Genomic DNA, 24,528 nt, shown 5'->3' with positions numbered 1-24,528 from the left:
GGATGTTTATTTCATTGTGTAAGATTCCATCATTGCATCCATATTCTGCTTACTCACAATATGCCCTTGTGCAGCATGTTTAACAAAAGCACCCCATGTTAAGTTATCTTGTCCTTCGCGATGTGTCAGTGCTTTCTCAATACACATATCGGCAACAGCATCAATAACCCAATTAAAATTTTCTTCACCTACACTATGGCGGTCGGCATCGGGGGCGGGATTGCAGAAGTCTATGGCATAAGGCACACCATCACGAATGGCAAACTCAACAGTATTGATGTCATAACCCAATGCATTACAAAGCTTAAAAGTATATTCTTCAACTATATCGAGAATATGTTGCTCAGGTGCAGGACCATCAACCACATAGCGCAGATGGTGAGGGTTGCGTGGCTCATAACGCATAATCTTTATGCGTTTGCCACCAATACAATAACAACGGAAATATTGATCAAAAACAATCTCTTCCTGCAGGAGCATTACCAACAGACCTGTCTCTTGATGTTTGTTATAAAAATCCGCAGCATCATTACATTTATACACATTTTTCCATCCACCACCTGCAAACGGTTTCATATAGGCGGGAAAACCAATGTACTTAAAAATATTATCCCAATCCAAAGGCATCTTCAGGTTTCTGAAAGAATTTTCATTAGTATCAGGCGGATGAACATTACTTGGCAGCAGAACCGTTTTGGGTACGGGTACACCAATTTTAGTGGCAAGACAGTTATTAAAAAATTTCTCATCGGCACTGTTCCAGAAAGGATTGTTAAGCACTGCTGTTCCACAGATGGCAGCATTCTTCAACATACCACGATAAAAAGGCACATCGTGCGAAATTCTGTCAACAATCACAGCATAGTCCATAGGCATTCCCTGCACCACCTTGTCAACCTGAACTGCCTCGGCCATAATGCCATCAATATTTTTTGAGTTAATTCGTTCTACAACTGCCGGTGGAAAGCTATTCTCCTGTCCGAACAAAACGCCTATTTTCTTCATTGTACAATGTATATGTGTTATCGCACAAAAATAACAAACAGAAGCGTATGAACAAGAAGTGTAAAAGTTGGTACTACACCTCATCTTGAGGGAATATCGTAAAATGACTCATTCATTCCTTTCAGGTCGAGCAAGTTGAATAAAACCACAAAATTAACTGCCGACACTCTTGGCCCTTGCAATAAACTGCTCACCCTCCTCTTTCTTTCCTGTCAACACTAAGGTAACACCCAAATTGTTTAATGCTTTCGCATTAGCAGGATTCAATTCAATTGCTTTCCTGAAATAAACTATTGCATTTTCATAATCTTGCAAAGCAGCATAACTGTTTCCTGTGTTGTTAACTGCATCCTCATTGGTTGGATTAATTGCCAATGCCTTTTTATAATTCTGTATTGCCATAGCAAAATTATTCCTATGGGCATAAACATTACCTAAATTATAATATGCTCCGTCCGAAAGTGAATCTATTTTAATCACCTTCATTAAAGACGCTTCTGCTTTATCCGATTCTTGCATTTCATCATAAAACACACCTAAATTCAGATAGGCTTCTTTTGCAGAAGGGTCAAGGTCTATGGCATGGTTCAAAGCTTTTACACTTTCCTGATAACGTTTTGCTTTTCCGCAAGCAACACCCCATGAAATAAAAAACTGCGGATCGGTAAATGTTTTGCTCTTTGCGGCATGTTCAAAACTCTCAATAGCTTTTGCATAGTTTTCTCGTTCTTTATAAGCCAATCCAAGATGATAAAAAGCCTCGGAATAAGTTGGCAAAATAGCTACTCCCTTCTCCAATTGCTCAATACTTTTATCAAGAAGATTCATCTTCTTTGACTGATCCTTTTCTTTCAAAGCCTGTTCTATAAGTATGGCACTGCCGTAAGCATATCTTATCCGCGCACTTTCAGGACATGTCTTTACATCCGTTGCCAGCAAGGTCAGATTGTTTTTCCATTTCGCATTCCTCGCTACTGTCATTCCACTATAAACAACAAAAACAAGTAATATCATTCCGAAAAATAATTTATTTGCTGCTAAAATTTTATTGATATCTATTCTTTCACTAATAACAATGTCAATTTTAAAGAAAGAAAAAAGAACTGATGTCAATGCGATGCAGATGCCTAATGATGGAAGATAGGTAAATCGCTCTGCCATTACAGATTCAATCAGAAAAAACACATTACTTACAATGCTCATGGTAAGTAAAAAATAAAAAATACCAAATGAAAACCTGCTGCGTGACTTAACTCCTTTAATAGCCATAACCAATAAAAAAACATAGCTTGCCAACGACTGTAATGCCTTTACTTCTGAAAAATCTACAATAGGAAAAGTGTTGTATGAATAATCGAACGACAACGGATAAGGAATGATCAGTAAATACAAATATTTTCCGGCAATCAAAACGGCTGTTGCTAATTGTTGAAGATAGTTTTGTGAATTAACAATTGAATTGTTAATTGGCAATATTTCATTAAAGTTAGAGATTCCTTTAAGCACAACAAAGCGCAATGTCAGATAAACAGCAATGGCAATGGCCGGTGACCATGACAATTTAATACTTCTACCAATTGTTTGCTGTCTGAAGAAATAGGCAATCAACGGAAATATGACTATTGCAGTAACAGAGCTTTCCTTTGACAGAAGCGATAAAATAAAATAAAACAATACCCCTAAGGCATAGACAGGTTTTGCCCTGTCCAGGAACTTTAAAAAGCAATTAAATGAGAGAACTAAAAATAAAAAACAAAGAACTTCATCACGGCTTTTAATATTTGCTACAACCTCTGTATGAATTGGGTGTACGACATAAATGAGTGTGGCGATGAATGCAAACAGCCAGTCGTCTTTAAGAAGATTGGTCAGAAAAAGAAACAATACTCCTGCTGTGAGAGCATAAAGCAAAACATTAACCCAATGTCCGATAGCAGGGTTTTCAGGAGCAATCTGCCACTCAACAGCAAACATTGCCACAGACAAAGGACGATACAAACTTTCATTCCTGTCCCAAAATCCTTTGCGATATGCTGTTGTAAAAATTTCAGGTATTGCACTTATGCCCTTCTTGACAATTTTGTTGTTTTGCATTACAGTGCCATCATCAACAGTGTAATCGTGATTGAGTGTATTTGCATAAAGCAGAAATGCTATTGCAGCAAGCAATAATCCAAGGTATTTTTTTAATTGTGATAACTTAATACCTGACTGCGTTTTAACCTGATTTACTTGCTTTGCAACCGTTGCCTTTTTTTTCATTCTGTGATGTTTGAAACAAAGTAAAGTGAAATTACAAAAAATACAGCACTACTCCCAAAGCATTTTTCAACCTATTCAATGTTCATTCTTATAAACCATGCACGTGGGTAGTTAACATTAACACGCCCTGCTATTTTTTTTAAAAACATCATTGGTAAGTTTTGATAAACTATCAAATGCTGACCTAATGGTAAAGAATCCAACAAACGCGTTTCACCTTTGAGCAGTTTTAACATTGTGGTTTTATCAACTTCTGCCCTACAGAATTTTTCTTGTATGATTTCTGTTGACAAGGCAAACTCAAATGAAGGCAATAAATTTTTATCCTTAATTTCAAAGGCTGCTGTTCCGGCATGAATTACCGGCATATTTAGCAACTGGCTTAATGTCTTTTTTAAGCTCATAGGCATAAACCTGATATGATTGTCATGTATAAAACAAAACATATCCTCTCCCCTAGCAATATGTTTTTTCACCAGGTCTGTTTGAACTTTATCTGCTAGTTTTAAATTCTTAGGAAGAACTCTTTCTGAATTTGCATTACCTACATCAGGCTTTCTTAGCACTGCTAATGAAAATATTTCTGTCCCCGTTTTATGCGGAAAGAAACGATACATAACAGCATCTTCTCTTTGAAACTCTTCAACTCCAGGAAAATCTTTAACATTAAGTTTTATACACTCAGCATGATGCTTCTTAATAAATTGCTGAACATTGGTTTCATTCTCTGTCAGATTTGATGTGCAGGTTGAGTAAATAAAGTAACCTCCGGGCTTTAATGAATCCCACAAATCATTGACAATTCGTTGTTGACGTAAAGAACAATATTCTACATTTTGCAGACTCCACTCGCTTATAGCTCCTGCATCTTTTCTAAACAGCCCTTCACCCGAGCAGGGAGCATCGCAAACAATGACATCAAAAATATTTTCCAATCGTTTAAAAAGCCCTGCATCTCCGCGGGTGATAACTAAGTTGGAATAACCCCACCGTATAGCATTCTCTACAAGTATTGGGGCACGGGATGCAATAACTTCATTTGCCACAACAAGAGACTCCGGATGCAATAACGACAATAAATGTGTTGTTTTTCCTCCCGGTGCAGCACAAGCATCCAGAACATTTAGTGGTGTTTTACAGAGATTAAGTTGCAAAATTACCTGCTCCAAGAACATGCTCGAAGCTTCTTGAACATAGTATGCTCCCGAATGAAACAATGGATCGAGAGTAAAAACCGGACGCTGTATCAGAAAAAAACCTTGCCTGCACCATGGCACAGAAATACCTGAAAAAGACTCAACAATCTTTTTTGGATTTACCCGTATTGACACCGGCACAGGACTTTGTAATGACTGCACAAACAGCTCTTTTTCTGATTCAGAAAGTGGTAATGACTCCAGAAATTCTATTGGCAACAACAAGTCTGTTATAAAATAAATTGTGGCTGTAAAAATACATGAATCTACATAGTTTTATATCACTCTGAGTTACAGCCATATTCTGAATTCCACATCACCTCCTCCTATGCTGCATTTATTATCTTTGCCCTGTTTTTTTAAAAATATGGATAGAAATTCGATTTTAGGAGTAGTGTTAATTATGGCTGTGTTGATTGGTTTTTCAATCTTCAATCAGCCTTCAAAAGAAGAACAGGAAACAGCAAAAAGAAAGCAGGACTCAATTGTATTGGTTGAAAAAAAGCATCAGGATAGTTTGAAACTTGCAGCCAAGTCTATAACTGCTCTAAAAGCAGATACAGCAGCAATTGCAGACACCTTAAACAATGACTCAATAGCGCAAACAAAAATCACAGACAATTTTGGAGCGTTTGCCTTAGCTGCAACGGGCGAAAGCAAAAGTATTACGCTGGAAAGTGATTTGTTGAAATTAAAGCTTAAAAACAAAGGCGGGCAGATAGATTATGTAGAATTAAAAAAATATAAAACCGGTGAGGGAAAACCTTTGGTGTTGAACAATGGAGATAGCTCCCAATTCAGCCTTAGCTTCTTTTCAGAAAACAGAATGATTTCTACAGGGGATTTATATTTTGATTTACCCGAAAAAGGAATCACCGTAACAGGTAAAGACTCGCAGTCTGTTTCTTTAAAGTTAAATGCAGGTGAAGGCCGTTATATTGAATATATCTATTCATTAAAAGGTGATGACTATCGTGTAGGCTTTAAAATTAACTTCGTAAACATGGGCACATTGGTAGCTTCCAATGCCGGATATATGGAGCTAAACTGGAATCAGAAACTATTGCAGCAGGAGAAGAGTCATCAAAATGAAAGCGCTGTTTCTACAATCTACTACCGCTATACTGACGAAGAAGTTGACCATTTGAGTGAAACCAAAGATGATGGAATAGAATTAAAAACAAAGGTTCAGTGGGTTGGATTTAAGCAGCAATATTTCTCCAGTGTATTAATTGCCGACCAGGCATTTGAAAGCCCGACAAGAATTAACAGTACTGTTATTGCCAACGAGGGTGCTGTGCGAATGATGCATGCCAACTTTACCATTCCTTTCAGTCATCAGACTAATGAAAGTACAGGCATGAGTTTTTATTATGGCCCTAATCATTATCAAACGCTAAATAAATACCACATCGGAATGGAAAAACTTGTTCCGCTTGGATGGGGAATTTTCGGCTGGGTAAATCGTTTTGCTGTGATTCCTGTGTTTAACGTTCTGAATAGTTTTAACATCAATTATGGTATTATCATTTTAATCCTAACTGTACTGATTAAAATTGTGTTGTTACCGTTAACATACAAGTCATATATCAGTACTGCAAAAATGAAAGTGTTGCAACCGGAAATGTCGGAGATACAAGCTAAGTTCAAATCCGACCCAATGAAACTGCAGCAAGAAACAATGACATTATATCGTAAAGCCGGAGTAAGTCCATTAGGTGGTTGTTTACCTATGGTGCTACAAATGCCAATTCTAATTGCCATGTTCCGTTTCTTTCCTGCATCTATTGAATTGCGGCAAGAAGGTTTTCTATGGGCAAAAGATTTGAGCACCTACGACTCTATTCTTGATTTACCTTTCAACATTCCATTTTATGGCGACCATGTGAGTTTGTTTACCATTCTCATGACGGTGTCAACACTCATCTATACACGCATGAATATGCAAATGACTGCTGCTACCAATCCATCCATGAAATATGTAATGTACCTGATGCCAATTATGTTTTTAGGTATTTTCAACAACTACTCTTCCGGATTAAGTTATTATTACTTTTTAGCAAATATGATTACCTTCGGACAGCAATACTTGTTTAAATCATTTGTTGATGAAAAAGCCATCCATGCAAAAATCCAGGAAAACAAAAAGAAGCCTGTAAAAAAATCAAAGTTTCAGGAGCGACTGGAGAAAATGGCTAAAGAAAGAGGAGTGAAAAAATAATAAAGTAAAAAGCAATGTAGTTATGAATAAAATTGTAAAAAATGTTGATGACGCCATTAAAGACTTTCGCGATGGCATGACCCTGATGGTTGGAGGCTTTGGACTTTGTGGCATTCCGGAAAATTGTATTGCAGCCTTAGTGCGAAAAGGTATAACCGGTTTAACTTGTATATCTAACAATGCCGGTGTTGATGACTTTGGTTTGGGTTTGTTATTGCAAAAAAAACAAATCAAAAAAATGATATCAAGCTATGTTGGAGAAAATGCAGAGTTTGAAAGACTGATGCTGAGTGGTGAAATGGAAGTGGAACTGATACCTCAAGGCACATTGGCTACACGCTGTATGGCCGCTGGATATGGCATGCCTGTAATTTTTACACCTGCAGGTGTAGGCACCGAGGTAGCTATTGGTAAAGAAACAAGACGTTTTACTTTTAATGGAGTTGAAAAAGAATATTTAATGGAATACGCCTTTGATGCAGATGCCGCCTTGGTGAAAGCGTGGAAAGGTGATACAGAAGGCAATCTAGTTTACCGTTCCACTGCACGTAATTTTAATCCAATGATGGCTATGGCAGGAAAAATAACCATTGCAGAAGTAGAAGAACTGGTACCTGCCGGCACATTAGACCCTGATCATATTCACACACCCGGAATTTATGTACATCGTATCTTTCAGGGCGAGAAGTATGAGAAGAGAATTGAACAACGAACCGTGAGGAAGAAGTGACTAAGTGATGAAGTGATGAAGTGATGAAGTGATGAAGTGACTAAGTGAGGAAGTGAGGAAGTGAGGAAGTGAGGAAGTGACCGAGTGAGGAAGTGACCGAGTGAGGAAGTGACCGAGTGAGGAAGTGACCGAGTGAGGAAGTGAGGAAGTGACCGAGTGAGGAAGTGACCGAGTGAGGAAGTGACCGAGTGAGGAAGTGACCGAGTGAGGAAGTGACTAAGTGATGAAGTGATGAAGTGATGAAGTGATGAATGACATGCGTTTTAAATTTAGAAATGAGAATCAGATAAATGAGACCACATAAAAAATTAATTGTATGGCAGAACTCTATTCAATTGGTCAAATTAATATACAGGGTTACACTAACTTTTCCTGATGCCGAAAAATTTGGAGTAACTTCTCAAATAAGACGTGCATCCGTTTCCATTGCCTGTAATATTTCAGAGGGTGCTGCCAGAAACACAAAAAAAGAATTCAAACAGTTTTTATATATATCATCAGGATCATGCAGTGAGTTAGATACGTTACTAGTTATTTCAAATGAATTAGGTTTTTTATCAAAGAAAGATTTTAAAGAGCTCGAACAACTCAATGACAAAGTATCTGCTCTACTCAATGGACTTATTAAAAGTATAAAAACCTAATCACCTCGTCACTTAGTCATCTTATTACAATTTAAAAAAATAAAATGTTAGACAAAAACGCAATTGCAAAACGTATAGCCCGCGAAGTTAAAGACGGAATGTATGTAAACCTTGGCATAGGTATTCCAACGCTGGTAGCCAACTTTATTCCTAAAGGTGTTAATGTTACCTTACAGTCTGAGAATGGAATTTTGGGTATGGGTCCTTTTCCTTATGAAGGCGAAGAAGATGCCGACATGATTAATGCCGGTAAACAAACCGTAACATTGTTGCCAGGCTCTGCCATATTTGATTCTGCCATGAGTTTTGGAATGATACGTGCCCAAAAAGTGGATTTAACCATTCTGGGTGCAATGGAAGTGAGTGAAACTGGCGACATTGCCAATTGGAAAATTCCGGGCAAGATGGTTAAAGGTATGGGTGGTGCTATGGACTTGGTAGCTTCTGCTAAAAACATCATTGTTGCCATGCAGCATGTTAACAAAGCTGGCGAATCTAAATTATTACCAAAGTGCACTTTACCACTCACAGGCATCAAGTGCATTAAACGAATTGTGACTGAACTTGCCGTGCTGGATGTTACAACCAATGGGTTTAAACTGCTGGAACGTGCACCCGGAGTTTCTATTGAAGAAATTAAAAAAGCCACTGCCGGGAAACTGATTGTTGAAGGTGAGATTCCGGAAATGGTGATTGATTAACTTCCGGCAATGATGAGATATCTTGACCATTTTGAAAAAATAGCGGAGAAAAGAATTCGTGACAGGCATAAACATCGTTATTACTGGAACGACATAACATTTTATTGCAACTACTTTTCGCACGAAACATTTTCTGTTTTGGAAGTTGGCTGTGGCACCGGTGAGTTGTTAAACAACATCCGTGCTGCCCGTAAAACCGGCATTGACTACAGCCCTACAATGATTACAGAGGCAAAAAAACAGTTTCCACAGATTGATTTTCAGGTAATGGCCGCAGAAAATATCTCCCTTGACGATAAATATGATTTAATCATTCTTTCAAATCTTACAGGCTATCTGGAAGATGTACAAGTTGTTCTTGAGCAACTGAAAAAAGTTTGCCATGAGCGAACAAAAATCATTGTATCCTATCACAACCATCTTTGGGAGCCATTTTTACGCCTGGCAGAAAATCTTGGACTGAAAACCAAGACACCACAACTGAACTGGCTAACCAGAATGGACATTCGAAACCTTTTGTTTCTGGCCGGCTTTGATTGCTATCGTGAGTCAAGGCGTATGTTGTTACCCATAAATATTCCTTTGCTCTCGCCATTGATAAATAAGTTTATTGCTAAGCTGCCATTGTTCAGGCTCATGTGCATCAACACCTACTCTATTGCCAAACCACTTGCCAATGACACCGAAGATGTCAGCCAAAAATATTCTGTAAGCATAGTGATACCTGCACGCAATGAAAGTGGCAATATTGAAAATGGACTACTGCGAATACCAAAATTTGGCAAATGGCAAGAAGTTATTTTTATTGAAGGCAACAGCACCGATGACACCTGGGACAGGATTAACGAAGTAGCCGGAAAATACGCCACATCACATAAAATTAAAATTGGTAAACAAGAAGGCAAAGGAAAAAACGATGCCGTGAGAAAAGGATTTGCAATGGCCGAAGGTGACATTTTGATGATTCTTGATGCCGACCTGACCATGCCACCAGAAGACTTACCTAAATTTTATGAAGCCATTGCCAGCAACAAAGGTGATTTTATCAATGGTTGCCGATTGGTTTACCCTATGGAAAAAGAAGCCATGCGATTTTTAAATATGTTGGGGAACAAATTTTTCAGTCAGGCATTTACATGGTTACTCGAACAACCATTTAAAGACACACTGTGTGGCACCAAGGTAATTTTCAGAGATGACTACGACCGCTTGGTTGCCAACCGTAAATTTTTTGGCGACTTTGATCCCTTTGGTGATTTCGACTTGATTTTTGGCGCATACAAACTCAATCTAAAAATACAAGAACTACCCATCCGCTACCGCGAACGCACTTATGGCAGCACCAACATTTCGCGTTTTAAACATGGTGTTATTTTACTCCGCATGTGTGCTTTTGCTGCAAGGAAGATTAAGTTTGTGTAAAATAATAAAGGGTGCCTGCACTGTGCAAACACCCTTGTGGCCAGGTTTAGTATAAGCTTAGTCTAAAGGGAAGCCAAAGTGTTTCATAGTGGCTTCGTAGTTGTTAAAATCAACTCCTGAGTGGCGGTTGCCGCTGTAGTCGGAGGAGGGCACAATAATGGCTTTTATACTTGTGAATGTTCGCGAAACACCCGTGTAATTAGAACCATCAGCATTGGTAATTTCAATTATAAAAGTTTTTGATGAGGATAAAGTGTATGCTCTGGTTTGATATTGAGCACTATTACCTAAACCGGGAGTGGCATACCACGCAGAAGTAGGAGATGTTTTATGGTAGTATAAAACCAAACTTGAATCAAGCATATTGGTAGTTACTGCTGATGGTAAATTGTAAGTCTCATTATCATCAGCAGATGTAAACGTAGTAGGCCCAAACATAAACAGTTTTACATTGGCATTTCCATTGGTGCCATTTGTTCCGTTAGCACCTGCGGGGCCCTGTGGGCCGGTTTCGCCATCTTTTCCGCATCCCATTAATGCTGTTATTGCAACAGCACATACAATAATCATTAGTTTTTTCATACTACTTTGTTTTTAAATGTTTAGAATATAATTGTATTAATTGCACTGTCAAAAATGAAGGGTAGTAATCTACCGTGCAATACGTGAAAAGACGTAATTTTAGTGCTTATGCAAACCTCTGCACTATTTTATTAGCTATGTAGTAGTATGGTAACTTCTTATATCATTTTCTTATCATGTGCTATTTTAATCATACTAATGGAATTGCTAACATTAAACTTTGCACGCAGGTTTTGCCTATGTGTACGTACTGTATTTACACTCAACTCCAACAGCTTTGCAATAGCATGGTCGGTATATCCTTTGCTGATTAGTTTCAGCACTTCCATCTCTCGTTTTGTAGGGCTTTGCATTGAGAACTTTTGTGGTACAAAACTGCGCTTCAGTCAGCATATATACAATACGTGAAATTACGTATATTAAATTAAAGTTTTTTTTAGTGGAAAGGTTCAATCTAATAAAATAAAAGTTTTTAACTACACTTATTACATTCACCCATGCTCACCATCCAACTAAAGCCAATTTTCTTCTTTTCAACTTTGTAAGTCTAGTCACACCAATTTACTCTCAACAGCAAATCGTACCAAAGCAGCCGTATTAGGTAATTTAAGTTTGATGAGCATATTATTTCTATGTGTGTCCACAGTTCGTGTGGATATAGAAAACACCCTGCCTATTTCATCATTGGTCAGACCCTGACATATCAGTTTTAGAATAGCAGATTCCCGCACTGAAACCGGAGCCTCTATCTTTTGTTGCCGGTTAATGTTGTTGTTAACCAAATGGCTCAACTCCTCGCATACATACCTCTTACCTATCTTAACAACATCATAAGCCTTTAAAACTTCGTCAATATTATTCCCCTTTAACAAATAAGCATCAGCTCCGGCACTCCATGCATTACTCAACGATGCTATATCATTAAACATGGTAAGAATACATACTTTGGTCTGCGGGCTGATACTTTTGATTTCCTTACAGGCATAGATACCATCCATTAAGGGCATATTGATATCCATAATCACCCAGTCTGCTTTGTGTTTTATGCAGGCTTCTATAGCTTCTTTACCATTAAAAACAACTGCCACCACCTCAACCGGCAATGATTGTGTGATAAGTTCTTTCAGTCCTTGTGCGAACAATTTATGATCATCTGAAATCACCAATTTTATTTTCATATTTTTATATTATGCGGTTTTTACTTTTTTTAATTTTATATCATGGTCAAATTCAATACTTACACTAAAGCCTTTGCCTTCTGTGGACAAATATTGTAAAGTGCCTTCGAAATCATTCACCCTCTCAGCAATATTTTTCAATCCATTACCTAAATTACATTTTTCCATATTCACACCTACGCCATCATCAACATATTTCACGTTAATAATTTCATCATTCTTAAAAATCTCTATTAATATTTTCGAAGCATTTGCATGTTTCAATGTATTATTTATCAATTCTAATATAATTCGCGAAAGCTGTTCATTTATAAAAACAGGCAATTCATTTTCCTTAATATTATGTTGAAATTGTATTGCAACACTATTGATGGGTTTTAACATTGCAATCATTTGATTGATGGCTTCCACACAGTTATAGGGTTTCACAGAATCGTCCTTCAAATTTTTTATAATTTGATAAAGCGATGCGATGGCTTCATCAATCATAACTACTGAATTATCAACAAATTTATTGCTGCCATTCAGGTTATTGGTATTGACTTGTTTTATCAGCAAACGGGCTAATGACAAACTTGACCCTAGCTCATCATGCAGATTCTTGCTTATATCATTACGCATTTTAAGAAATTGAATTTCCACCCTTTGTCTTTCCTGCTCAGCAATAAGTAAATCTTGCTCTGATTTCGCCTTTGCTTTCTCAATAAGATAGGATTTATAGGTAAGACCGGTAGTAAAGGTGAACAGTTCTGCCAATACGCAAAGCAATAATGGCAGGTGAGGGTTAACACTAATATATACTGATTGTTGACCCTGTAAACTTAAAGCAACTGTCAACAACGACCCGATAATAATGAAAACAGCTCCAATGATTGAGAATTGTTCTAATGGAATTTTTGTTTTAATAAATTTACTCACAATATATACTGAGGCCAGAATAGTAAATGATACCATTGCAAGAAAAAAAGAAAACAAAATAGTATCATCAACATGTAAAACAACCAATAGTGGCGCTATGATACAATAAAACAGAAGGAATTTTTCCAATCTTTTTACCAATACATTCAACTCTGGATGATGTAAAGGAAGTTCAAGGAAGGAGCGTTGAAACCGAAAGTAGAAGAAGACAGAGAATAGTGACAACGAATATAAATTGATTTTCAGAAGCCATTCACCTAATGGAAAATATTGAGCAATATACAGAACATCTCTGTAAAGGCTTATGGAATAAAGTATCACTGTAAACAAATAGATAAGATAGTACAAATAATCTATTCGCCTATGCAATCCCCATTGAACAAAAACAAAAAGCATCTGAAACAGCACCACAGCAATAAAGGCTGTTACTCCTTGCTGCTGACTTTCTATGGTTAGAAACCTGAAATCCATTATCTGTTTCTGTTAGGTTAGAAAAAAAAAATCTTTACTGATGTAAAATTACACGATATTTTATAAAGAAAAACAATTTTGTACAAACTATATTCTTGATTATACCAATAACTTGAACACAGCATAAAAACTCATTTCTGCTTGACAGCTTGTTCCAATTCAGGAAAAAATACCTCAAATTGATTTTTAAAGGCCTCATAGTTATCATACAAAAACTCTGCTGCCTGATGCATGTTGTTGTCAAATTTTGCCCTTCTGCCCATTCCGCTCAGTGCTCTGTTAATGCCATTTAAGGTGGCATAGTTTTTCAACCAGTTGTCATTTTCCATATACACCAACATTTCTTTGGTACGTGCAGGTAAAAAATGATAGTTTTTATGCATGAGTTGATATACATCCCTGGCATATTCATCAATGGGTATGTCAGAATAATTATTCCATTCTGCTGCCAGAAAATGGTCGTAAAAAATATCACTCACCACCGGTGTGTATTTATGAAAAAAAGGCCGTAGCAAAGCTTTGCTTTGTTCAACTACAGGATGTGAGTCAGTAAAACTATCAATAAAACGATGGAGCACTACCCCTTTTTGAATTTCCTCAGGCAATGCCATCCATTGTTTGCCTTTTAGGTGATCTGCAATAAAATTTCCAATCATCACAGGTTCATTATTGCCTGAAAGATATAGATGCGCCAGAAAATTCATTGGGCTAATGTAGCAAATAGCTCCTTTAAAAATGTAAACCATCAGGAATGACTACCTTTGCAATAGATTTAATTATGCAGGTACTACAAAAAACAACACAATATTTATCACTTGTAAAGTTCAGTCATACTGTATTTGCACTTCCCTTTGCTGCAATAGGTTTTACGTTGGCTATTTCACACAACGGGCTGCCTGTTTTGTGGCCTCTGGCAATAAAAGTTTTAATATGTATGGTTACTGCACGTAATGCGGCAATGGCATTTAATCGTTGGGCCGACAGAGGTATTGATGCATTAAATCCACGTACTGCCCTGCGTGAAATTCCTGCCGGTATCATTAAAGCAAACCGTGCTTTATGGTTTGTTATTATTAATGCTTTACTTTTTATGGTAACTGCATACTTGATTAATAAACTTTGCTTTTACCTGTCGCCCGTTGCATTGTTTGTAGTTCTTGGTTACAGTTTCACCAAACGCTTTACCGCACTTTGCCACCTTGTTTTAGGTGCCGGGCTTGCGTTAGCACCAGTAGGTGCCTATCTGGCTGTAACAGGTAGTTTTGATATTGTACCTATATTAATTGGTATTGCTGTTCTTTGCTGGGTCAGCGGCTTCGATATTATTTATGCCTTACAAGATGAAAAGTTTGATCGTGAAAATAAATTGTATTCTATTCCATCATTAATGGGAAAAAAACAAGCCTTGCAGATATCAAGGATTTTACATTTTTTAACGGCAGGATTTCTTGCACTTTTTCTTTATCAGGCTCATGTGGGCTTGATAGCATGGACAGGATTGGCAGTATTTTATGCACTGCTTATTTATCAGCACAGTTTGGTTTCTGAAAATAATCTCAGCAAAATAAACATTGCCTTTGCCACAACAAATGGTATTGCCAGCATTGTTTTTGCCGGCATGGTCATTACTGATATTCTTTTACAACATTAAGCATCACAACGTAACTGTTACAAACGGTTACAGGCGCAGAGAACCACCAACTGCGCCTGTGAAAAACAACCAACCATGAAAAGTATTGATATTACATTGTTCGTATAACTACTCTTGTAAAGATTTTTTTAGCTGTGGTTACTTTTACTAAATATTTTCCGGGGTTCAACTTAGAAGCATTGACCGTAATTTCATTAATCATTTGTTGTTTTAAATCCGGATTAAGCTGTTCTGCAATTTTTCCATCCATGGCATAAACAATGATGCTTTGTATGTCGCTAACCTGCGTGTTGAATTTCATTGTAAAATTGTTACTGAAAGGATTTGGGTAAATTTCCATCATAGCATTGTCTTCATTCGCATTGGCGATTCTTAGCATGGCATCATTATAGTTTAATCCAACCAGAACATGATGCTCCATAGCACAACCATTGCCATCTTTCATTCGTACTGTATATGTTCCTTGTGACAGATTCACTAAATCACTAACCGTTTGACCATTGCTCCACTCATATTTTAATGGAGACATTCCTCCTATTACCTGCAATTTTATGCTTCCATCATTTTTTCCTGTATAACTTTCGTCAAGCACAGTTGCAAAAATTCCAATTGGCTCAGGCTGTTTAACGGTAAATGTATTTCTGTAAACTTTATTATTGGCATCGGTAATGCGCACACTATAATCTCCGGCCGGTATATTGTTTATCATTGCTCCATTCATCCCATTCGACCATTCAAATTTATAAGGTGCTACTCCCCCTTTTACATTCAGTTTTATTGAACCCTTATTTCCTCCATTACATAACTCATGTTTAACAACCGATTCAACCTGCATTGGCGATTTTTCGTTCACCGTAAAATATGCTGCAGCACTGCAGCGGTGTAAGTCATCAACTCTAACAGCATAAACACCCTCTTCAATATTACTTAACGACTGACTGTTTGCCATATTCGACCACAGGTAGGTATAATTACCTGTACCTCCTGAAACCTGTAAAACTATGCTACCATTATTTTTATTCAAATCTGCTTCGGTAATTTTTGCTTCAACTTTTATCGGTTCCGGATTTTTTAATTGCACTTCAGCTTTTGAAATGCAGCCATTATTATCTTTAACAATCACAGAATAAATTCCTGCTTTTAATCCACTCTGATCTTCTGTTGATGCACCATTAGACCATTCATAGCTATATGGAGCCCAACCGCCTTTTACTTCAACATCTATCAAGCCACTGGCTTCGTCATGGCATAAAGGAGAATACTTGGCTATGTTGAGTTCAAGAGTTTTATTTCTGTCAATAGTGATGTTAGATTGCTTTACACATCCATTTTTATCTGTAACTTTTATCTCATAATCACCAGCCGCAACTGCTTCAAGGTTTTGCTGACGTGTTTGATTAGACCATTCGTACTGATAGGGCTGCGTTCCTCCGGTAACTAATATGTTTGCTTTACCATTCCGCGCATAACATTGTTCTGAAGTAACCTGAGAATAAATTGTCATGGCATAAGGTTCAGTTAGCAAAATAGATTGCGAAACCGTATTACCCTTTGAATCTGTTATTAAAACAGAATACTCACCTGCAGGCTTATCTAATATAGCATAACCTGATGAGCCATCATTCCATTGAATTTGATATGGCGCGTTTCCGCCTGTAATATCAAGACTGATTGAGCCATTGCTCCCGCCAAAACAAGTAACGTTTTGACCCTTTAAGGTAGCTTTAAGTGCTTTGCCTTTTGCATAAGCAGGAAATGGATTTCCAATATAACTGAACATAATCAGTATAATGGCAGCCTTTGTTGTTTTTTGAATTGTTCTAATCATTGGTGGTTCAATTAAGATGCTTGCAAGCTATCACACCACCAATGCAACGAGGCACTGTTTTATGTTAACATGTTAATTATTGGGGTGAAAATTCAAAAAAAAACGGCAAACGCTTTTAAAGGCTATTATTCCCTGAAAGGATTTCGGGCAACCCACTCTTCAGGGGTAAATCGTTTCACAACAGGCTTCACCATTCTATTTAAGACTGTATTACTCAAATTAAAGTAGGCATGCAATGGATAGGCTTTGGCACCTGTGGTTGATTTTATTTCCATAGCTGTCCGTCCATAGTAAAGATTTGACGACCGATGATTGATAGCTTCTTCAATAAAACGATATAATATATTCTGATAAAGTGAAAGTGTTTTGTTTAAACTGTAATCTATTCCTATAAAATGTGCTTCATGATGGCCTCCATGATGAAATCCACAGTAAAATGCTATTATTTTACCTTCTTTATTAAAAGCTTTTACGTAAAAATTTTCAGGCATAAAAGTTAAGAGCTCTTCAAAATATGCAATGTTGACTCTTGCCATTTGCACTGTTGCCTTTTGCTGAATATTCTGATACAGTTTTATTAACGTATCACCATATTTCAATATATCTTGTGCATTTAATGAGATTACTTCAACATTGTCTATCTTTCTGATTATACTATTGGCTTTTACACGATATTTCGTTGTGAGCGATGCCAGATAATCGTCAAATGTCTGCCATTGTTCTCTGATGTATAAAATCATTTCAGGGTCCATTGGTAATTCAAAAAAGCCATCTTCCAACAATGGCTGATCAACCTTGGTATGGTTATAAAAATCCTTCACCATCCAGCCGCAAACCGATGCATTATTTATTGTAGCGGTAATTTTTTTTCTCACTTCAGGAAAAAGTTGAATTATTACAGGCAACACATCTTTACTTATAACATTGATGCCATATTCACCACTCACAAAAAAACTCCCACAACAAATTAAAAAATTTACTTTGCCGGTTTGGCATTTAAATAATAGTCTGTTGATTGACTTATTCAGATTCTGCAACAGCCAACCTTTGTCTTTTAAATTCAAAAGTCCACCTAAATCCTTATTGGCAACATCAAGCAATTGAAAACACAATGTTGCCACAGCTTGCTCATTATTATAAACAATCACATATCTGAATTGCAGGCCTGCAGGTCTGCTTTGTTCTAAAGCCAATAAATATGATAATGAAGTAAAAATGACATTTTCACCATTTATGATCTGCCAGTCATTTACCGGTATTTCTTTCACACTATTAAAAACCTCTATTCTTAACATATTGCTCTTCAATACACTTTTCGTCATATTAATTACGGTCGGGCACATTTAAAACATAAAAAAAACAAAGCACGTAAAAATTATTTCACGTTATTTGTAACAGTTAAAAATTTAGTTAGTTATGAATATTAAATACAATTCCATCAACAATAAATTATTTGTTGACAACCGGAAAAAATTTACAGCAGAATTAAAACCAAAATCTATTGCCATATTTCAATCTAATGATGAGATGCCACGCAGTGGCGATCAGAATTTTACATTTCGTCAGAATGCAGATTTGTTTTACCTCTCCGGTATTGATCAGGAAGAAAGTATTTTAGTCATATTTCCAGACGCACCACTACCTCAGTACAAGGAGATTCTGTTTGTCAGAAAAACCAATGAGCGCATTGCCATCTGGGAGGGACATAAATATACTAAAGAAGAAGCGCAGGCAACATCAGGCATAAAGCATATTTACTGGACAGAGGAATTTAATGCTGTTGTACCCATGCTGATGCATCATGCGGAGAATGTGTATGTCAACATTAATGAAAATGATCGTCATGCTACTGAAGTACCTTATAGAGATATGCGTTTTGCCCGTGAATGGAAAAACCGTTTTCCTGCTCATAACTTTGAGCGACTTGGTCAGATAATGGCAAAGCTGCGCTCGCGTAAGCACGAAATTGAAATTCAGTTAATCAGTGAAGCCATTAAACATACCGAATCTGCACTCAGAAGGGTTTTAAAATTTATGAAACCCGGTGTGATGGAGTTCGAAGTGGAAGCAGAAATTATTCATGAGTTTGTACGTAATCGTTGTAATGGTCATGCATACAGTCCTATAATTGCTTCCGGTGCTTCTGCCTGTGTTTTGCACTATAATGAAAACAACAAACCTTGTAAAGATGGCGATTTGGTTCTAATGGATTTTGGTGCCGAATACGCCAACTATGCGGCAGACTTAACAAGAACCATTCCTGTGAATGGAAAATTTACACCAAGACAAAAAGAAGTGTATGAAGCTGTTTTGAGAGTGATGAAAGCAGCAACTAAACTCCTTGTGCCTGGCAACTTTATTGAAAAATATCATGCCGAAGTTGGTAAAATGATGGAGGAAGAATTGTTGAATCTTAAACTCATAACCAAGGACGATATTAAAAATCAAAATCCGGAGTGGCCTGCCTATAAGAAGTATTTTATGCATGGCACATCGCACTTTCTCGGACTTGATGTTCATGATGTAGGAAATAAATATCAGGCTATGCAGGCTGGAATGGTGTTTACTTGCGAGCCGGGCATTTATATTCCCGAAGAAAATATCGGAATACGTATTGAAAACAACATTCTCATTACCGATAAAGCACCTGTTGACCTGATGGCTACAATGCCTGTTGAAGTAAGTGACATTGAATCATTGATGCGTAAATAATTATAAAAAATAATAGCAAACATACTCTACAAATATGCAAAAAGACAAAGCTGTTTTTAAACTGATTAAAGAAGAACTTGCACGCCAGCGTCATGGCTTAGAACTGATAGCATCAGAAAATTTTGTCAGCCAACAGGTGATGGATGCCATGGGCTCATGTCTGACAAACAAATATGCAGAAGGACTTCCCGGCAAACGATATTATGGCGGCTGCGAGGTGGTTGATGAAATAGAACAGATTGCTATTGACAGAGCAAAAACACTGTTTAATGCAACATGGGCAAACGTACAGCCTCATTCCGGTGCACAAGCCAATGCAGCAGTTATGCTTGCTTGCCTTCAGCCGGGTGATACAATTCTCGGCTTCAACCTTTCGCATGGTGGCCACTTAACGCATGGTTCGCCTGTAAATTTTTCAGGCAAACTTTATCGTCCTACATTTTATGGTGTTGAAGAAAATACTGGCACGATTGATTATAACAAAGTTGAAGAAACAGCTTTAAAAGAGAAACCTAAATTAATTATCTGCGGTGCATCTGCCTACTCTCGCGATTGGGATTATGTAGCACTACGTGCCATTGCCGATAAAATTAATGCATTGCTGCTTGCCGACATTTCACATCCATCAGGACTTATTGCACGAGGATTACTCAATGATCCACTGCCCCACTGTCATTTTATAACCACCACAACCCATAAAACTTTGCGTGGTCCACGAGGTGGCTTAATCATGATGGGCAAAGATTTTGAAAACCCATGGGGACTAAAAACTCCAAAGGGTGAAACACGTATGATGACTGCCTTAATGGACAGTGCAGTTTTTCCCGGCACACAAGGTGGACCATTAGAACATGTTATAGCAGCTAAAGCTGTTGCATTTGGCGAAGCTTTAAGTGATGAGTATTTTGAATATTGCCTGCAAGTAATTCGAAATGCTAAAACTATGGCTAATGCCTTTGTAAAAAAAGGATATAAAGTGATTTCCGGAGGAACAGACAATCATTTAATGTTGATTGACCTTCGTTCTAAAAACATAACCGGAAAACAAGCTGAAAATGCCTTGGTGCGTGCAGACATTACCGTTAACAAAAACATGGTGCCCTTTGACACACAGTCTCCTTTTGTGACTTCAGGAATGCGCATTGGAACACCTGCAATGACATCACGTGGCATGAAAGAAACAGAAATGAATCGTATTGTTGAATTGATAGATACTGTAATTATGAATCATACAAATGACTTGGTGATTGAAGAAGTAAAAACCACTGTCAACGACATGATGGAACATTTTCCGCTTTATTAATTTATTCGATAGAGAAAAATATTTTTAGGCGATTAGCGTTTGAGAGTGCATAAACCAAATTCCATGAGAATAACAACTCTGATAGCAGTATTGTTGCTTCCTGTTTGTTTAAAAGCTCAGACTGGCGGAAGTGCCACCTTTCGTTTTCTTGATCTGCCGGCATCTGCACGTCATGCTGCACTCGGTGGAAATTTCATATCCATTCGCGATAACGACTTAAACACATCTTTTTACAATCCTGCCATATTGAATGTTGACATGGATAAACAAATCACATTCAACTACAATCCCTATTTCTCCGGAATAAAATATGGCTACACTGCTTATGCTCATCACATAGAAAACATAGGAACACTTGCTGCAGGCATACAATATGTAAGCTATGGAAAATTTGAACGCACAGACGAAACGGCAGCTGACTTAGGAACATTTTCAGGTGGTGATTATGCATTAAACGTATCAATGTCAAGACCCGTTGGAATTGACAGTGTATTGTTTGTTGGTGCTTCACTGAAATTTATTTATAGTCATATTGATACTTACTCGGCTTTTGGAATTGCCGCTGACCTTGGAGTCAACTATTACAGCCCCGATAGGCTTACAAGTGCAACGCTTGTTCTCAGAAATGCAGGTCGCCAACTAAAATCCTACACTGATAAAAACAATGAGCCGCTTCCGATTGAAATTGAAGCCGGCATCACTCAAAAATTAGCCAAAGCCCCTTTTCGTTTTACTTTAACATATCGCCATTGCGAAAAATGGGACCTTTCCTATATTGACAACAACAGTCAGGAAACCGACCCTTTGACAGGCGAAGTTAAAGAGCCTGAAAAGGCATCGTTTGGCAACAAACTTTTAAGGCATCTTATTATCAGCAATGAAATTCTTATCAGTAAAAATTTTCATTTACGAATGGCTTATAATTTCCAGAGAAGAAATGAGATGAAAGTAGAAAGCAGACCCGCAATGGTTGGTATTTCATTCGGACTTGGTTTGAAAATCTCTAAATTTCACCTTAGCTATGGCAGAAGTCTTTATCATCTTGCAGGTGGTACCAACAGCCTTTCAATTTCAACTTATTTAAACGACTTTAAACGTAAGCCTAAAACTACTGACAGTTAATATAAAATAAAATCAATATTCACAGTCATTCTTATTGCATTTCATTATTTTTGAAAAGTTTTCCGGATAAGTTTTATGATAATTGCTATTGATGGTTATTCATCCTGCGGGAAAAGTACTGTTGCAAAAGCCATAGCAAAGCGGCTTAAATTGAATTATATAGATTCAGGTGCCATGTATCGCGCAGTGACACTTTATTTTCTGCAAAACAATATCCCTTTCAGCATAACTGATGATGTTGCAACGGACTACTCCGCTATTCTTGAAAATATACACATTGAATTTATCCGAAATGAAAAATCCGGATTATCTGAAATATATCTAAATGGCAAAAACATTGAAACAGAAATCAGACAGATGGATGTTTCGGATAATGTTAGTTATGTGAGTGCTATAAAATCAGTGCGAAAAAAGTTGGTTTTCATGCAACAACAAATGGCTGCCATGGGGCATTTGGTGATGGATGGTCGTGATATCGGAACTACAGTTTTCCCGAATGCAGACTTGAAAATATTTATGACGGCATCACCCGAAGTGCGTGTTTACAGACGTTATCATGAGCTCATTGAGAAAGGAATAAAAGTCACCCCTGATGAAATCAGGAAAAATATTGAATTGCGCGACTATGAAGACACTCACAGAGAAGAAAGCCCTTTACGCAAACCGGATGATGCAATCATTCTTGACAACACCTATTTGAGTCGTGATGAGCAGGTGCAATTTGTTTTAGATGCAGTGGCTAATTTGAAAAAGGCAACTTAATCTTACCCGCATCCATCACATTCTTTCGGGAGCTATAATACCAAGAAGGTTTAATGATTTTTCTATGGTCAACGCACAGGCATCGGCCAAACATAATCTGAAACAACTTGTTTCTAATTCACTCTCTGATATAATTGAATTTTCGTGATAGAACTGATTAAAGTTTTTTGCCAGCTCATAAACATAATTTGCAACAATTGCCGGAGAAAATTTTTCTGCTGCATTCTCAACAGTCTCTTTAAAGCGGAGAATATTTATCGCAAGTTCACGCTCTTTATCATTCATATTAACAACTGCCTCCAATGCCATGTTTTTATAGCCGCTCAGTTGTTGTATTTGCGATGCACGTTTTATTACAGAGCAAATTCTTGCATGCACATACTGAATGTATGGACCGGTATTCCCATGTATCTCTACACTTTCAGCAGGATTAAACAACATTCTTTTTTCAGGGTCAACCTTTAAAATAAAATATTTTAATGCACCAAAACCTAGCGTTTCATAAAGCTGCTTTAGTTCATCGTTGCTAAATTCTTCAACCTTTCCTAATTTACTTGTTTCTTCAGCGGCAGCTGTAGTTATTTCATCCATCAAATCATCTGCATCAACAACAGTCCCTTCACGTGATTTCATTTTACCACTTGGCAAATCAACCATTGCATAACTCAAATGATAGAGCTTATCAGCCCATTCATTTCCCAATTTTTTCAGTATCAGAAACAATACTTTAAAATGATAATCCTGCTCATTGCCTACAACATAAATTTTAGAGTCAAAATCATACTCATCGTGACGCAATACTGCAGTACCTAAATCCTGCGTAATATAAACTGATGTCCCGTCAGAACGCTGCACTATTTTTTCATCTAAACCATCACTCGTTAAATCAACCCAAACACTGTTGTCATCTTTTTTATAAAATACACCTTTCGACAGTCCTTCTTCAACTATTTTCTTGCCTAACAGATAGGTCTCTGACTCATAATAGGTCTTGTCAAAATCAACACCTAATCTGTTATAGGTAACATCAAAACCTTCATACACCCAACCATTCATCATCTTCCATAAATCCCGTACTTTTTCATTCCCTTGCTCCCAATCTATCAACATCTGTCTGACTTCCTGCATTAATGGTGCATTCCTTTCTGCTTTATCTTTCGCAATACCTGCAGCAATCATTTCTGAAACTTGCTTTTTATATTGCTTATCGAATTCAACATAATACTTTCCTACAAGGTGATCACCTTTCATGCCTGATGATTGTGGTGTTTCACCATTACCAAACTTTTTCCATGCCAGCATTGATTTGCAAATGTGTACACCACGGTCGTTGATGATACTCACTCGTTTTACATTTCGTCCTGTTGCTTTAAGTAACAGTGAAACTGAATAACCTAAAAGTATATTGCGTAAATGCCCAAGGTGTATGGGCTTGTTTGTATTTGGAGATGCATACTCTACTATTACAGGCTTGGAATTATCGGCTTTAGAAAAACCATAATCAGGATCGGCAAATGCAGTTGCAATTTTCTTAAGCCATTGCTCATTACTTATTGTAATATTTAAAAATCCTTTTATGACATTGTAATTGCTGATAAAAGATGCATGCTTGATTAAATATTCACCAATCAATCTTCCTGTTTCTTCAGGTGATTTTTTTGATTGACGAACAAAAGGGAAAACAACTATAGTAAAATCTCCATCAAACTCTTTGCGTGTTTGTGTATAAGTTAAAAGACTTTCATCAGGCTCAAAATTAAAAAGCTCTTTTAATGCCTCGTTTGTAATGGTAGCTAATTCCTGTTCAAAAATCATTTTAA

At 37.2% G+C, this 24,528-nt stretch carries 21 protein-coding genes; 10 read left to right on the top strand and 11 right to left on the bottom strand.

Annotated features, from left to right (window positions below):
- Nucleotides 1-6: 6 nt before the first annotated feature.
- The 3 genes from V9G42_08805 to V9G42_08795 all read right to left on the bottom strand — a co-directional run bounded on the left by V9G42_08805 (nucleotide 7) and on the right by V9G42_08795 (nucleotide 4,682).
- Nucleotides 7-1,005 carry a hypothetical protein gene (locus V9G42_08805; GenBank protein MEI2759509.1) on the bottom strand — a complete coding sequence of 333 codons (999 nt, stop codon included), beginning with the start codon at nucleotides 1,003-1,005 and terminating at the stop codon, nucleotides 7-9.
- Between the two features lie 153 nt (nucleotides 1,006-1,158).
- Nucleotides 1,159-3,267 (bottom strand): tetratricopeptide repeat protein, encoded by a 2,109-nt coding sequence (locus V9G42_08800; GenBank protein MEI2759508.1) that lies wholly within the window; start codon nucleotides 3,265-3,267, stop codon nucleotides 1,159-1,161.
- Between the two features lie 71 nt (nucleotides 3,268-3,338).
- A complete protein-coding gene (locus V9G42_08795) occupies nucleotides 3,339-4,682 on the bottom strand; it encodes an RsmB/NOP family class I SAM-dependent RNA methyltransferase (protein ID MEI2759507.1) in 1,344 nt (447 codons plus the stop codon).
- A 148-nt stretch (nucleotides 4,683-4,830) separates the two neighbouring features.
- Here V9G42_08795 and yidC point away from each other — a divergent pair, with 148 nt between their 5' ends.
- The 5 genes from yidC (at nucleotide 4,831) to V9G42_08770 (ending at nucleotide 10,181) form a co-directional block, all read left to right on the top strand.
- Nucleotides 4,831-6,684 (top strand): membrane protein insertase YidC, encoded by a 1,854-nt coding sequence (gene yidC, locus V9G42_08790; GenBank protein ID MEI2759506.1) that lies wholly within the window; start codon nucleotides 4,831-4,833, stop codon nucleotides 6,682-6,684.
- A 22-nt stretch (nucleotides 6,685-6,706) separates the two neighbouring features.
- Nucleotides 6,707-7,414 (top strand): CoA transferase subunit A, encoded by a 708-nt coding sequence (locus V9G42_08785; protein MEI2759505.1) that lies wholly within the window; start codon nucleotides 6,707-6,709, stop codon nucleotides 7,412-7,414.
- A 290-nt stretch (nucleotides 7,415-7,704) separates the two neighbouring features.
- Nucleotides 7,705-8,058, top strand: coding sequence for a four helix bundle protein (locus V9G42_08780; protein MEI2759504.1), 354 nt, complete (start codon nucleotides 7,705-7,707; stop codon nucleotides 8,056-8,058).
- Nucleotides 8,059-8,102: 44 nt separating this feature from the next.
- The gene (locus tag V9G42_08775; protein ID MEI2759503.1) at nucleotides 8,103-8,759 is read left to right on the top strand and encodes a CoA transferase subunit B; all 657 of its coding nucleotides are present in this window, start codon (nucleotides 8,103-8,105) and stop codon (nucleotides 8,757-8,759) included.
- Nucleotides 8,760-8,768: 9 nt separating this feature from the next.
- Entirely contained in the window at nucleotides 8,769-10,181 is a 1,413-nt protein-coding gene (locus V9G42_08770; GenBank protein MEI2759502.1) for a bifunctional class I SAM-dependent methyltransferase/glycosyltransferase family 2 protein, read from the top strand.
- Nucleotides 10,182-10,238: 57 nt separating this feature from the next.
- Here V9G42_08770 and V9G42_08765 read toward each other — a convergent pair whose 3' ends face one another.
- From V9G42_08765 to V9G42_08745, 5 genes are all read right to left on the bottom strand, one after another.
- Nucleotides 10,239-10,763 (bottom strand): hypothetical protein, encoded by a 525-nt coding sequence (locus V9G42_08765; GenBank protein MEI2759501.1) that lies wholly within the window; start codon nucleotides 10,761-10,763, stop codon nucleotides 10,239-10,241.
- A 158-nt stretch (nucleotides 10,764-10,921) separates the two neighbouring features.
- On the bottom strand, nucleotides 10,922-11,116 hold the full coding sequence (locus V9G42_08760; GenBank protein ID MEI2759500.1) for a LuxR C-terminal-related transcriptional regulator: 195 nt from the start codon (nucleotides 11,114-11,116) through the stop codon (nucleotides 10,922-10,924).
- Nucleotides 11,117-11,314: 198 nt separating this feature from the next.
- Nucleotides 11,315-11,941, bottom strand: a complete 627-nt coding sequence (locus V9G42_08755; protein ID MEI2759499.1) for a response regulator transcription factor — start codon at nucleotides 11,939-11,941, stop codon at nucleotides 11,315-11,317.
- Between the two features lie 9 nt (nucleotides 11,942-11,950).
- Nucleotides 11,951-13,330, bottom strand: a complete 1,380-nt coding sequence (locus V9G42_08750) for a 7TM diverse intracellular signaling domain-containing protein (GenBank protein ID MEI2759498.1) — start codon at nucleotides 13,328-13,330, stop codon at nucleotides 11,951-11,953.
- Nucleotides 13,331-13,461: 131 nt separating this feature from the next.
- Nucleotides 13,462-14,034, bottom strand: coding sequence for an acyl carrier protein phosphodiesterase (locus tag V9G42_08745; protein ID MEI2759497.1), 573 nt, complete (start codon nucleotides 14,032-14,034; stop codon nucleotides 13,462-13,464).
- 74 nt (nucleotides 14,035-14,108) lie between these two features.
- Here V9G42_08745 and V9G42_08740 point away from each other — a divergent pair, with 74 nt between their 5' ends.
- The gene (locus V9G42_08740) at nucleotides 14,109-14,981 is read left to right on the top strand and encodes a UbiA-like polyprenyltransferase (protein ID MEI2759496.1); all 873 of its coding nucleotides are present in this window, start codon (nucleotides 14,109-14,111) and stop codon (nucleotides 14,979-14,981) included.
- Between the two features lie 91 nt (nucleotides 14,982-15,072).
- Here the strand turns inward: V9G42_08740 and V9G42_08735 are convergent, their stop codons facing one another.
- Together V9G42_08735 and V9G42_08730 are read right to left on the bottom strand one after the other, a co-directional pair.
- Complete coding sequence (locus tag V9G42_08735) at nucleotides 15,073-16,809, bottom strand: T9SS type A sorting domain-containing protein (protein ID MEI2759495.1); 1,737 nt, start codon at nucleotides 16,807-16,809, stop codon at nucleotides 15,073-15,075.
- Between the two features lie 125 nt (nucleotides 16,810-16,934).
- On the bottom strand, nucleotides 16,935-18,104 hold the full coding sequence (locus V9G42_08730; protein MEI2759494.1) for a GNAT family N-acetyltransferase: 1,170 nt from the start codon (nucleotides 18,102-18,104) through the stop codon (nucleotides 16,935-16,937).
- A gap of 127 nt (nucleotides 18,105-18,231) precedes the next feature.
- On the opposite strand from V9G42_08730, the gene V9G42_08725 reads away from it, so the two are divergent.
- The 4 genes from V9G42_08725 to cmk all read left to right on the top strand — a co-directional run bounded on the left by V9G42_08725 (nucleotide 18,232) and on the right by cmk (nucleotide 22,708).
- Complete coding sequence (locus tag V9G42_08725) at nucleotides 18,232-19,521, top strand: aminopeptidase P family protein (protein MEI2759493.1); 1,290 nt, start codon at nucleotides 18,232-18,234, stop codon at nucleotides 19,519-19,521.
- A 34-nt stretch (nucleotides 19,522-19,555) separates the two neighbouring features.
- On the top strand, nucleotides 19,556-20,824 hold the full coding sequence (gene glyA, locus V9G42_08720) for a serine hydroxymethyltransferase (protein MEI2759492.1): 1,269 nt from the start codon (nucleotides 19,556-19,558) through the stop codon (nucleotides 20,822-20,824).
- Nucleotides 20,825-20,887: 63 nt separating this feature from the next.
- Nucleotides 20,888-21,946: a type IX secretion system protein PorQ gene (gene porQ, locus V9G42_08715; GenBank protein MEI2759491.1), complete on the top strand. Its 1,059-nt coding sequence runs from the start codon at nucleotides 20,888-20,890 to the stop codon at nucleotides 21,944-21,946.
- 75 nt (nucleotides 21,947-22,021) lie between these two features.
- Complete coding sequence (gene cmk / locus V9G42_08710; protein ID MEI2759490.1) at nucleotides 22,022-22,708, top strand: (d)CMP kinase; 687 nt, start codon at nucleotides 22,022-22,024, stop codon at nucleotides 22,706-22,708.
- 15 nt (nucleotides 22,709-22,723) lie between these two features.
- Here the strand turns inward: cmk and argS are convergent, their stop codons facing one another.
- Complete coding sequence (gene argS, locus V9G42_08705; GenBank protein MEI2759489.1) at nucleotides 22,724-24,523, bottom strand: arginine--tRNA ligase; 1,800 nt, start codon at nucleotides 24,521-24,523, stop codon at nucleotides 22,724-22,726.
- Between the last annotated feature and the right edge of the window lie 5 nt (nucleotides 24,524-24,528).

The sequence above is a fragment of the Bacteroidia bacterium genome (assembly GCA_037045145.1).
Classification (GTDB): Bacteria; Bacteroidota; Bacteroidia; order AKYH767-A; family OLB10; genus OLB10.
This window is presented reverse-complemented; position numbering and strand designations above follow the sequence as displayed.